Here is an 11,697-nt window from a genome sequence, read left to right as displayed (position 1 = left end):
AGGCTGTTTTCATGCATATTCCCGCCAGGCCCTGGGCGCGTGCCACGCGGCCGCCCAGGCGGCGAATTCCTCGGCCGGCATGGGCCGCGCGATGCAGTAGCCCTGCGCCAGCGTGCAGCCCATCTGCAGCAGCATTTGCCCCTGCTCCACGGTCTCCACCCCCTCGGCCACGATCTGGTAGCCGAAGGAGCGCGCCAGGCCGATCACCCCCTGCACGATGGCCCGGTCGCCCGGGTCGGTGGTCATGCCGGCCACGAAGCTGCGGTCGAGCTTGAGGTGGTCCATCGGCAGGCGGCGCAGGTAGGCCAGCGATGAATAGCCGGTGCCGAAATCGTCGAACGAGATGCTCATGCCCAGCGCGCGCAGGCGCGTGAGCTCGTAGGCCACGTGGTCCATGTCGTAGAGCGCCGCGCTTTCGGTGAGCTCCATGTTCAGCAGGTAGGCAGGCACGCCGGGCCGCAGCGCCAGGCGCGAGGCCATCCAGTCGGCGAAGCCGCTGCGGCGCAGGTGCTCGGGCGTGATGTTGATGCTCACGGGCACGGCCAGGCCCTGGCCCATGAGGCCGGCCACGATGGCCAGCGCCGTGTCCACCACCCATTCGCCGAACAGGGCCTGCAGCTCCGCATGGCCTTCGATGAGGTGCAGGAACTGCGCCGGCGCGAGCACGCCGCGCTCGGGGTGGTGCCAGCGCGCCAGGGCCTCGGCGCCGACCACCGTGCCGCGCCGCATGTCCACCTTGGGCTGCAGGTACAGCCGCAGCTCGCCGCGCTCCAGCGCGGCGGCGAACTGGGCGCTCTGCTCGCGCTGGGCCTGCAGGGCGCGCTCCTGCACGGCGTCGAAGGCGTGGAAGCGGTTGCGGCCGGCCTGCTTCGCGGCGTACATGGCCTGGTCGGCGTGGCGCAGCAGGGTGTCGGTGTCGGCGCCATCCTCGGGGTAGACCGTGTAGCCGATGCTGGCCGTGATGAGCACGCGCTCGGCGTCCAGGGTGTAGGGCGCGGACACGCCGTCCATCACCATGCGCAGGTGCTGCTCGCATTCGGCGGGCGAGGCCAGGCCGGGCAGCAGGATCACGAACTCGTCCCCGCCCAGGCGGGCCACGCAGTCGCAGGAGCGCAGGGAGCGCTTGAGCCGCTCGGCCACGATCACCAGCAGCCGGTCGCCCGCCGCGTGGCCCAGCCGGTCGTTGACGGGCTTGAAGCCGTCCAGGTCGAGATAGGCCACGCCGAGCTGCTGGCCGCGCGGGTGGCACTGCTCCATGGCCTCGCGCAGGCGGCGCTCCAGCAGCACGCGGTTGGGCAGGCCGGTGAGCGCGTCGTAGTGGGCCATGCGCTCGAGCTGCTGCTCCTGCGTGCGCTCGCTGGTCACGTCGATGGACATGCCCACCATGCGCGCGGGCCGGCCGTTGGCATCGTGCGCCACGATCTTGCCCAGGCTGCGGATCCAGCGGTTGCCTCCCTGGGGCAGCAGGATGCGGCAGGTGACGTCGAAAGGCGCGGCCTGCTGCGCGATGTGGCGCTGCAGCGCCTGGGTGACGGCGTCGATGTCCTCGGGAGCGATGCCCGAGGTCCAGGGCACGGGCGGGGAGGTGCCGTGCACGGGCTCGGGCAGGCCGTTCATGGCGCGCCAGCGCGCGTCGCCCGTGATCCCACCGCCGTGCAGGTCCCAGTCCCACAGGCCCAGCGCCGCGGCGGCGATGGTGAGCGACAGCAGCTCCTCGCGCTCGCGCACGCGCTGCTCGGCCTGTTTGCGCTCGGTGATGTCGTGCAGCGCGAACAGCCAGCAGGCCTCGCCGTTCACGTCGACCGGGCTCATGGACTGCAGCACGGTGCGCTTCTCGCCGCTGCGCGTGGTCAGGTCCACCTCGTAGCTCACGAGCTGGCCCTGCCGCACGGCGGCTTCCAGCAGCTTGGCGCGCGCCTGGGCCTCGTAGATGCCCAGCCCCACGACGGTGTTGCCCAGCGCCTCGTCGCGCGTGAAGCCCAGGGCCTGCTCCCACGCGGGGTTGACGTCGAGGTAGACGCCGTCCTCGCGCCGGGAAAAGCCCAGCGGGTAGGGCATGACCTTGAAGATGAGCGCCAGCCGCTCCTCGGAGGAGCGCAGCCGCTCCAGGGCGCGGCGCCACTCGTCGATGTCCTGCAGGATGCCGCGGATGCGCACCACGCGGCCCGCCTCCACCACGGGCTCGCCGTGCACGCGCACCCAGATCGGGCGCCCGTCGGTGCGCAGAATCTCGATTTCCAGGTTCCACACCGCATGGTCCCGCAGGCAGCGGCGCATGGCGGCGCCCATGGCTTCGCGCCAAGCGGGCGTGACGAACTCGTGCAGGTAGTCGCGCGGCAGCGGGTGGCCGGGCGAGAGCCCGTGGATGTCGAAGCACACGTCCGACCAGTAGGTGATGCCCAGCCCCGGCATCTCCTCCCACACGCCCAGGCGCGCCATGCGGCCGGCCTGGCGCAGCAGGCTGTTGGCCGCCAGCAGTTCGTCGCGCACGCGCTGCTCCTGCGTCATGTCGTGGAAGACGAAGACCAGGCAGTCTTCCTCGGCGATGCGCGCGGTGCGGGCAGACATGAGGCCGGGAATGTCCTCGCCGCCGCGCTGCGCCGTCATCGGCAGGCCGCGCACCTCGCCCTGCTTGCGCAGGGCCTCAAGCAGGCGGTCGCGCTCGCCCGCATGCGGCCAGACGCCCAGCTCCAGCGAGGTGCGGCCCAGCGTCTCGGCGCGGGTGCGGCCGAGCAGGCGCTCGAAGGCGGGGTTGATGTCCAGGTAGGCGCCGTCGCTCAGGCGGGTGATGCCGGCGGCATCGGGCAGCGTCTGGTACACGGTCGTGTACTTCGCTTCGGAGGCGCGCATGGCCTCGCGCATCTCGTAGTGCTCGGTGACGTCCAGGTCCATGCCCGCGAGCAGCAGCACGCGGCCCTGGGCATCGCGTTTCACGGCGCGCCCGCGGGAGATCAGCCAGCGCCAGCGGCCCTGCTCGTCGCGCAGGCGGAATTCCGCGTGGTGCATCTCCTCGTGCCCGTCCAGCACGCGGCGCAGGTAGGGCCGCAGCCGGGCGCGGTCGTCGGGGTGGCAGCGCTCGTGCCAGCGGCGGCCGGCGTCCAGGTCGCTCACCGTGTAGGGGGGCGAGAGTTCGCTGTCGTCCGGGCAGCCTTCCATGCCGAAGGTGCGGTAGAAGCGCCCGTAATACGAGAACTGGCGCCGGCGGATGTCCCACTCCCAGCGCCCGCCGCCGGAGGCGCGGATGGCGCGCAGCAGGTCTTCCTCGCGCTGGCGCAGCGTGCGCAGCGACTGCGCGCGGCTGCGCAGCAGCTCGGCGCCGCCGCACAGCACGATGGTGCCCATCACGTAGCGCCAAGGCGTGGCGTGCAGCAGCATGTCGCCCAGCGAGGCCGCCAGGCCGGGGTCGGCGTTGACCCACGGCAGCAGCGCCGGAGGCAGCGTGAAGGCCAGGCCGGCCACCGCCGCCCACACCGCCAGGTGCCCGCGCTGGCGCGCGAGCCGCCAAGCCAGGCCCAGCGCCGTGGTGGCGCAGGCCAGGCCCAGGCCGGTGGACCAGTCGGGCGTGTCCGCCAGCCACTGGCTGCCCAGCGAGGCGGCCGCCGCCAGCACCCCGGCGCAGGGGCCGAGCAGGAACGCCGCCGAGGCCACCAGCGTGGGATGCATGTGCCGCACGCCCTCGGCATAGGCGGGCAGGCCCTGCAGCGCCACCAGCACCGAGGCCAGGCCGCAGGCCAGGCCCATCGCACCGCGCTGCAGGCGCGTCGGCGCCAGCAGCACCTGCTGCGGCAGCGCGGCCAGGGCGGCGATCAGAGCCAGGTGCACCAGCCCGGTGACGAGCACCTCGTCCGTCATGCGGCGATGCCCGGCGTGCCGGTTCGGCCTGTGGAGGGCGGGAAAAGCGCTACCGCCGGTGGCATGGAAGGCGACGGCACGGGGGCGGCGAAACTCGACATGTGTCAGAGTGTATTTCGCTCCGGGCGGGTCTCCGGTGGCGGCATACCCTGGGTGTTGGTTTGGCGCTCCGTGGTCAGCCGGCGCGGGGGCGCGGTCCCACCAAGCCGGTGGAGAGCATGGTGCCGCAGACGATCACCGCGCCGCAGCCCAGCATCCACGGCGTCACGGCCTCTCCCAGGAACACCGCGCCGTAGAACACCGCGAAGACCGGCGCCAGGAAGGTCACGGCCAGCGCCCGGCTCGGGCCCGCGCGGGCGATGAGGCGGAAGTACAGGATGTAGGCGATGCCCGTGCACAGCACGGCGATGGCGCCGACGGCGGCCCAGGCGCGCGGCCCCGGCATCTGGGCGGGCCAGTACAGCAGCGTGGGCAGCGCCAGCCCGAGCGCCGCGCCGAGCTGGCTGCCCGTGGCCGTCGCCAGCGGCGGAATGCCCGTGAGGTAGCGCCGTGCGTAGCTGGCCGCCACGGCATAGCAGGTGGAGGCCAGCAGGCATGCGGCGATGGCCCAGCCGGCATGGCTGGTCCTGAAGCCCGTGCCCGCCGGCGCGCGCCAGGCCAGCAGCGCCACGCCGACGAAGCCCAGCGCCAGCCCGAGCCAGCGCAGGCGGTTGATGCGGTCGCCCAGCCACACCCAGGCCACCAGCGCGCCGAACAGCGGCACCGTGGCGTTGAGGATGGAGGTGAGCCCGGTGGCGATGTGCATCACGGCCCAGGCGAACAGCGCGAAGGGAATGGCCGAGTTGATCACCCCGGCCAGCAGCACCGGCCGCCAGTGGCGCCGCAGCGCGGGCCATTCGCCGCGCTGCAGCAGGATGGGCCAGAGGAACAGCGTGGCCAGGGTCACCCGCAGACCGGCCATGGGCAACGGGCCGAACTCGGACGCGCCCAGGCGCATGAACAGGAACGAGGCGCCCCAGAGAGCGGCGAGCAGGACGAATTCGCCTACCCAGGGGGCGGGGCGGGCGCAGGTGGAAGCGGTCATATCAGTTTTTCGCTGTGCGTTGCGCGGCCTGCGGCGCAGGAAACGGGCGCGCGCCAGGCCAGGGCCGCCGTGCAAGGGCCTGAGCCGGCCGCACCGCCCCGCCGCACGGGCGGCGTCCCCCTGCCCGCATTGCGCAGCAATGCGAGAGCGGGGGAAGCGGCGTAGCCGCACAGGGGGGTGTTTCACTTCAACACGCCTTCCAGTTGCAGCAGCGCCGTCTTGCGCGGCAGGCCGCCGGCATAGCCGGTGAGCGCGCCGCCGCCGCCCAGCACCCGGTGGCAGGGCACGGCCACGCTGATGGGGTTGCGCCCCACGGCGGCCCCCACGGCGCGCACCGCGGCCGGGTTGCCGAGCTGGCGGGCCAGCGCGCCGTAGGTGGTGCTGCCGCCGCGCGGGATGGCCAGCAGCGCCTGCCATACGGCTTGCTGGAAGGGCGTGCCGCCCGCCAGGCACAGCGGCAGGTCGAACCGGGTGCGCGTGCCCTGCAGGTACTCGCGCACCTGCTGCGCGGCGGCGCGCAGCACGGGGTGCGTGGCGTCTTCGGGCCAGGCATGGGGGCCGTCGAGTTGCGCCGGCAGGTGGCGCTGGCCGTCGAACCACAGCCCCACCAGGCCCTGGGCGCAGGCAGCCAGGCGGACGTCGCCCAGGACGGTGGGGGTGCGGGCTTGCACCGTATCGGGAGGGAAGTGCATGGTGGAACCTCTATTAGAAGCGAAATCGGCCGTTGGCGCAGGCGGGGCAAGCGCAAGCAGCTACGGATTGGATAGCGCGGCCCAGGCCCGGATCACGCCGTAGCTGCGCCATGGGCGCCAGGCCTGCGCCGCCTCCAGCGCGGCGCGCGCGGGCTGCGGCGCGCCGCGCACGCCCAGGGCCTTGTGCAGCGCCACGTCGCCGGCGGGAAAGGCGTCGGGCCAGCGCAGCGCGCGCATGGCGATGTACTGGGCCGTCCAGTCACCGATGCCGGGGAGCTGGCGCAGCGCGGCCGTGGTGGCCTCCACGTCGCTGCCCGCGTGCAGCGCGATGCGGCCGTCCAGCACGGCCCGCGCCAGCGCCATGATGGCCGCCTGCCGCTGGCGCACGATGCCCAGTTGCCCCAGCGCATCGCCCTCGGCGGCGGCCAGGGTGGCGGGCATAGGGAACAGCAGGCGCAGCCCGGGCCAGGGCGTGGCGATGGGCTCGCCGAAGCGCTCCAGCAGCCGCTGCGCCAGCGCGCGCGGCGGCCACCGTGATCTGCTGGCCCAGCACGGCGCGCACGGCCAGCTCGAACCCGTCGAAGCAGCCCGGCACGCGCAGCCCGTCGCCCAGGGGGAAGGCCGGGTGCAGCACGGCGTTGATGGCGGCCGGGTCGGCATCCAGGTCCAGCAGGGCGCGCACACGGGCGATCACCTGGGGCAGGGCGGGCAGCAGGCTGTCGCTGGCGGTGAGCGCCACGCGGAGGCCGGGCTGATCTTTGGGGTCGAACCGGGCATCGATCCAGCCCGTGTACTGCACGCCGCCCACGGCCAGCCGCACCGTGCGGCGCAGGCCCTGCGGGTCCACGCTTTCCATGCCGTGGATCTGGCGCGTGGCCAGAAAGCCCAGCAGCGCCGCCGCGTCGTACGGCGGGCGCAGCCCCAGGTGCACGGGGCGGGCCGCGCCCGTGTGCGCGCCGCCCTCGCGGCGCAACTGCGTGGGGTTGAGCCCGTAGTGCGTGCTGAAGGCAGCATTGAAGCGCCGCACGCTGGCGAAGCCGCTGGCCAGCGCCACCTGGGTGACGGGCAGGCGCGTGTCGGTCAGCAGCTGCTTGGCCGCCAGCAGCCGGCGCGTCTGCAGGTATTGCAGCGGCGACACGCCCAGGGCCGCCTCGAAGATGCGGCGCAGGTGCCGGTCGCTCACGCCCAGGCGGTGGGCCAACTGCGCCACCAGGGCGCCGCCGCCGTCGGTGCTCCAGGCCTCGGGCGCATCCAGCAGGCGCAGCGCCTGGCGCATGAGGATGCCCGAGGCGTCCTGCACCGACCACGCCAGCGCTTGCGGCGCCAGCTCGGGCCGGCAGCGCAGGCAGGGCCGGAAGCCCGCGCTCTCGGCCTGCGCGGCGAGCGTGAAGAAGCGGCAGTTCTCGCGCCGCGGCGTGCGCACGGCGCAGACCGGGCGGCAGTAGATGCCGGTGGAGGTCACGCCCGTGAAGAAACGCCCGTCGAAGCGCGCGTCGCGCGCCTTCAGAGCGAGGTAGCGGGCGTCGTCATCGTCGGCGGGAATGTCGGTGGGCATGGAACGCATGATAGGCCGCGCACCGGCGCAAACTCGCCGTTTCCGGACATGTGCCTGCAGGGTCTCACGGCTCTTCGATGGCGCTCCTGGCGGCAGAGACGAAGTCCGCCGCAAGTGCCTGGGCAGGGCGCTGCCTGGCCCGGATGACGTAGCAGCGGAAATGGATTTCGGGCTTGAAGGCAATGGCGGTCACTCCCGGGAGCGAGAGTTCTTTCAGGAGCAGGGGATTGATGACGCTGACGCCCAGCCCGCGCGCAACCATCACACAGATCGTGCTGGCCTGTGTGGTTTCGATCTCCAGCTTGCGGATTTCAGGTAGGAAAAGCCTGTCGATGGCATGGCGAGCGATGTCGTATGAAGGCATCGATATGAAGCATTCCCCCGCGAGATCTGCCGGCTTCACGCTGCGTTTGCGTGCCAGCCGGTGGCTGGTGGGCACGACGCACACCGCGCTCTGCGTATGGATCAGTTCGCTGTCCACCTCCTGCGGCAGCGCGACCGCCGCGGACAGACCCAGGTCGCTCGCTCCCGAGGCGATCGCCTTGCAGATCGTCGCCGAGTCGGCCGTGGCGATGGCGACATGGACGCCGGGGCGCGCCGCCCGAAAGAGTTCGAGCGCCCTGGGAATGAGGCTGATGGCCAGGGCCGGGGAGACCGACACCCTCAGTCCGTCGACTCCGAAGGTGCGGATCCGCGCGGCGGCTTCGTGGATGGAAGCCAGGCCGAGAAATGACCGCTCGACCTCACGCATGAGCGCCTGCGCTTCGGGGTGGCCGCGACCCGGATGCCGGCCCGCTCGAACAGCTTCAGGCCGGTCTCCCGCTGGAGCATGGCGATCGACCGGCTCACGTTGGATTGCGAGGTGTGCAACTGGGCCGCCGCGGCCGTCATGGAGCCCGTCAGCATCACGGCCCGGAATGCTTCGATCTGCTTGTAATTCATATCAGAAATGCATCGATGGACCGAATATTCTCATTTGACCGGGTAGATGCACAAACCAATACTCGATCGCATCGGCACTTCAACAACCCACGGAGGCAAGATGACCATCGCCGCATATTTACGAAGCGCATCGAGACGGGTGCTGGTTGCATTGGGCAGCGTATGCCTCGCCTTCGGGGCCGCCGCGCAGAAATACCCCGACCACCAGATCGAACTGGTGGTCCCCTTCGCGCCAGGAGGTTCGACGGACGCGATGGCGCGCCTTGTGGCGCCCAAGCTGTCGCGGCAGCTCGGCGTACCTGTGGTGGTGGTCAACAAGCCCGGCGCAGGCGGGACCATCGGCACTGCATACGTGCTGGCCGCGCCCGATGGTTACCGGATCATGACCGGAGGCAACTCGAACCTCGGCCCGGTGCTCGCGCTGGGAGAGTCCGTGGGATATAGGCTCGGCGACGTCGCCGGCCTCGGGCTGGGGACGACCAACCCGCTGGCCATCGTCGCCCGTCCAGAGCGGTTTGCCGACTTCGGCGGCTTCGTGTCGGAGGTGGGGTCGAAGCCCGCGGGAGCGCTGACCGCAGCGTCGTGGGGCCTCAAGACGCCTTCGCATTTCTACATTGCGCTGCTCGGGCAGCAATTGAAGGGGGAATTCCTGCATGTCCCCTTCGATGGCGGCGCCAAGGCGATGCTGGCCGCGATGGCCGGCCAGGTGGACTTTGCCATCGTCACGGTGGCGACGGCCCTGACCAATGTCCAGGCGGGCAAGCTCAAGGCGCTGGCGGTCACGTCCGGCGCGCGCTCGCTCGACTTGCCGTCGGTGCCCACCGTGAAGGAGCTTGGCTATCCGGGGGCGAGTATGTGTCTTTCGACGGATTCGCCACCAGCGCGAAGCTGCCCGCCGAGCGTCTGGAACTGCTGCGGGCCAGCTTCTCCGTCCTCCTCGACGACCCTCAGTACAAGGAGGGCATTCGCAAGATGGGCGCCGAGCCTGCGTTCCTGCCGGGCGCGGCCTACGACGATTTCCTGAGGAAGAACCTCCAGACGCTCAGCGAAGTGGCGTCGAGAACACCGATCAAGGACTGACAGGCAGGAGCAGACCATGGGACGAATCAATTCCGAGGCCAAGGCGCCTGAACTGGTGGAGCACGTGATGCGCTCGTTCCTCCAGGACATGGGGGACTATTTTCACGTCCACCTGAGCATCCACAAAGCGCACACAGTGATGCTGGTCGAACAGGCGCTCGTAACCGCGGACGAAGGCGCCCAGATATTGCGTGCCCTGCGTGAGCTGGAAGACGGAGGGAAGAAAGGGCTGCAGTTGCACCCCGATACGGATCTCTATATGCAGATGGAGGCGTTCATCCGGTCGCGAGCTCCGGAGGCTGGCGGCAAGATGCACATGGGCCGCAGCAGGAACGACCTCTATGCCTGCGGCGCGCGCATCATGACGCGCAACAAGCTGCTTCCCGTATGCGCCGATGCGATAGGACTGCAGCGGGCGGTGCTCGAGAAGGCCAGGGAGCATGTGCAGACGGTGATGCCGGGCTATACGCACCTGCAGCATGCCGAGCCCGTCACGCTGGGGCACTTTCTCGTTGCCTTCCATGATGTTCTGGAACGTGATGTGCGGCGCGTCCAGGCTGCCTTCTGCAGCGCCAATCAGAACGCCCTTGGCGCGAGTGCGCTGGCGGGGTCGAGCTTCACGCTCGACCGGGTGCGCACGGCGGAGCTGCTGGGGTTCGACGGCGTGGTGGAAAACTCATACGACGCGGTTGCGGCCAGGGACTATCTTGTCGAAGCGGTGGCAGCGCTGGCGGTAATGGCCTCCAGCATCACGCGGGTCGTCGATTCCTTGATTATCTGGAGCACCTCGGAATTCGGCATGATCGACATGCCTGACAGCTATGGATATACCAGCAGCATCATGCCGCAGAAGCGCAACCCGGGCTACTTCCTGGAAAGCGTCAGATCGAAGTCTGCCCGCATTACCGGTGAATTGACCAGCGCGATGTGCACGCTGAAGGGAACGACGTTCGCTCAGTCCCGAGATACCAGCTTCGAGATCACCATTCCGGCATTTCGGGCCTTCGCGGAGGCGGTGGCAATCCTCAACGTCATGAAGGGTGTGGTCACGCGCATGATCGTCAATCGTGATGCAATGCAGGCGAATTGCGCCAGCGAGTTTTCCGGAGCGACGGAAATCGCGAATCTGCTGGTCAAGGAGCGGGGGCTGGATTTCCGCTCCGCGTATCTGGTGGTAGCCAACACCGTGCGCATAGCGTCCGAGCAGGGGATGCGGCCCAAGGATGTCAGGGCTTCGTTGATGGACGAAGTGGCGGTGTCTTCCTGCGGACAAGCTGTCCATCTGACGGATGCGCAGGTGCGGATGGCGCTCGACCCCGCCCGCAACGTCGAGCTCAAGCGAACCCTCGGCGGTCCTGCCGCGATGGAGGTCAGGCGGATGATTGACGTCCGGTTTGCCCGCCTGGAGAAAAAGGAGCAGGAGCATCTGGCGTTGATCGACCGGCTGGATGCCGCGGCCAGCGAACTCGACCGGACCATGACGGCGAGCATCGAGGGCGCCCGTGCATTGGGTGTCTGACTCTTGGAGGGTCGCCGGATCGGCATCCAGGTCGAGCAGGGCAGGCGCGCGGACGTTCGCCAGGGCAGGGTGCGTGGTCAGTTGACCAGCTCCATGCGGTACGCCAGCGCGATGAACAGCGACTGCGCCAGGCACAGCGTGCCCGTGAGCGAGCGGAAGCCGAAGGTGGCGCTGTCCTGCGCGATCAGCGTGACGCTGGCGCGTGCGGCCAGCGGCGAGAGCGGGCTGTCGGTCAGCGCGATCAGGCGGGCGCCGCGCGCGATGGCGGCATCGGCCAGTTCCAGCGTCTCGCGCGCATAGGGGTCGAACGACACGGCCACGATCACGTCGCCCGGCGCCATGGCGCGCAGCTCGCCCATCTGCATCGCGCCCAGGCCGTGCAGCCAGTGCACGGGCTTGGCCGTGTGCTGCAGCGCATAGGCCAGGTAGGCGCCCACGGGAAAGGCCCGCCGCGCGGCCGCGAGCCAGAGCGCGGGCGCGGCCGCGAGCAGATCCACCGCCGCGTCGATGGGCGCATCGGCCAGCCCGGCCTGCAGCGCCTGCAGGCTGGCGAGGCTGCCTTCGACCACCTCGTGCGCGATCTGCGCGCCAGGCAACGGCCCCACGCCCGCGTCGATCAGGCTGCGGATGCGGTCCTGGTAGTCGCGCTGCGGCGCGAGCTGGCGCGCCGCCCCGGCGCGAAACAGCGTCTGGAGCTGCGTGTAGCCATGGAAGCCGAAGTGCTTGGCGAAGCGCACCACGGCCGAGGGCTGCACGCCGCAATCCTGCGCCACCTCCTGAATGCCCTGCAGCGCGATGTGCGCGCCGCTGTGCTCCACGTGGCGCGCGATGGCCTGCAGCTGGCGGCTGAGGCGCGGGTACTGGGCGCGCAAGTCGGCCAGGAAGGCATCCGCGCTGGCATAGGCGGCGTCCGTGGTTGGATGTTTTTTTCTGTTTTCCATTGAATTGGAAAAATATTTCTATTTGAGGCTAT

The 11,697-nt window shown here is 70.3% G+C and carries 8 protein-coding genes and 1 pseudogene; 2 read left to right on the top strand and 7 right to left on the bottom strand.

Features of this window, described 5'->3' with window-relative positions; all coding sequences use genetic code 11:
• Positions 1-9: 9 nt before the first annotated feature.
• From AAG689_RS10900 to AAG689_RS10875, 6 genes and pseudogenes are all read right to left on the bottom strand, one after another.
• A complete protein-coding gene (locus AAG689_RS10900; RefSeq protein WP_406625947.1) occupies positions 10-3,852 on the bottom strand; it encodes an EAL domain-containing protein in 3,843 nt (1,280 codons plus the stop codon).
• A gap of 175 nt (positions 3,853-4,027) precedes the next feature.
• On the bottom strand, positions 4,028-4,936 hold the full coding sequence (locus tag AAG689_RS10895; RefSeq protein WP_406625946.1) for a DMT family transporter: 909 nt from the start codon (positions 4,934-4,936) through the stop codon (positions 4,028-4,030).
• 182 nt (positions 4,937-5,118) lie between these two features.
• Complete coding sequence (locus AAG689_RS10890) at positions 5,119-5,628, bottom strand: methylated-DNA--[protein]-cysteine S-methyltransferase (RefSeq protein WP_406625945.1); 510 nt, start codon at positions 5,626-5,628, stop codon at positions 5,119-5,121.
• A gap of 60 nt (positions 5,629-5,688) precedes the next feature.
• A pseudogene (locus AAG689_RS10885) lies at positions 5,689-7,183 on the bottom strand (AlkA N-terminal domain-containing protein).
• Positions 7,184-7,247: 64 nt separating this feature from the next.
• Entirely contained in the window at positions 7,248-7,934 is a 687-nt protein-coding gene (locus AAG689_RS10880) for a LysR substrate-binding domain-containing protein (protein WP_406625943.1), read from the bottom strand.
• Positions 7,847-8,125 (bottom strand): LysR family transcriptional regulator, encoded by a 279-nt coding sequence (locus AAG689_RS10875; RefSeq protein WP_406625942.1) that lies wholly within the window; start codon positions 8,123-8,125, stop codon positions 7,847-7,849. Before AAG689_RS10875 ends, AAG689_RS10880 begins: the two co-directional genes overlap by 88 nt.
• A gap of 100 nt (positions 8,126-8,225) precedes the next feature.
• Here AAG689_RS10875 and AAG689_RS10870 point away from each other — a divergent pair, with 100 nt between their 5' ends.
• A complete protein-coding gene (locus AAG689_RS10870; RefSeq protein WP_406625941.1) occupies positions 8,226-9,149 on the top strand; it encodes a Bug family tripartite tricarboxylate transporter substrate binding protein in 924 nt (307 codons plus the stop codon).
• A 72-nt stretch (positions 9,150-9,221) separates the two neighbouring features.
• A complete protein-coding gene (gene argH, locus AAG689_RS10865; protein WP_406625940.1) occupies positions 9,222-10,724 on the top strand; it encodes an argininosuccinate lyase in 1,503 nt (500 codons plus the stop codon).
• A gap of 77 nt (positions 10,725-10,801) precedes the next feature.
• Here the strand turns inward: argH and AAG689_RS10860 are convergent, their stop codons facing one another.
• A complete protein-coding gene (locus AAG689_RS10860; RefSeq protein WP_406625939.1) occupies positions 10,802-11,665 on the bottom strand; it encodes a MurR/RpiR family transcriptional regulator in 864 nt (287 codons plus the stop codon).
• Positions 11,666-11,697 lie beyond the last annotated feature (32 nt).

Origin of the sequence: Acidovorax sp. SDU_ACID1, from assembly GCF_045291395.1 — a bacterium.
Classification (GTDB): domain Bacteria; phylum Pseudomonadota; class Gammaproteobacteria; order Burkholderiales; family Burkholderiaceae_C; genus MR-S7.
This window is presented reverse-complemented; position numbering and strand designations above follow the sequence as displayed.

Bases quoted from the DNA above. Each gene is read 5' to 3' on its own strand.
- AAG689_RS10890 (WP_406625945.1), bottom strand. From the start codon at position 5,628: ATGCACTTCCCTCCCGATACGGTGCAAGCCCGCACCCCCACCGTCCTG.
- AAG689_RS10870 (WP_406625941.1), top strand. From the start codon at position 8,226: ATGACCATCGCCGCATATTTACGAAGCGCATCGAGACGGGTGCTGGTT.
- argH (WP_406625940.1), top strand. From the start codon at position 9,222: ATGGGACGAATCAATTCCGAGGCCAAGGCGCCTGAACTGGTGGAGCAC.
- AAG689_RS10900 (WP_406625947.1), bottom strand. From the start codon at position 3,852: ATGACGGACGAGGTGCTCGTCACCGGGCTGGTGCACCTGGCTCTGATC.
- AAG689_RS10875 (WP_406625942.1), bottom strand. From the start codon at position 8,125: ATGAATTACAAGCAGATCGAAGCATTCCGGGCCGTGATGCTGACGGGC.
- AAG689_RS10880 (WP_406625943.1), bottom strand. From the start codon at position 7,934: ATGCGTGAGGTCGAGCGGTCATTTCTCGGCCTGGCTTCCATCCACGAA.
- AAG689_RS10895 (WP_406625946.1), bottom strand. From the start codon at position 4,936: ATGACCGCTTCCACCTGCGCCCGCCCCGCCCCCTGGGTAGGCGAATTC.
- AAG689_RS10860 (WP_406625939.1), bottom strand. From the start codon at position 11,665: ATGGAAAACAGAAAAAAACATCCAACCACGGACGCCGCCTATGCCAGC.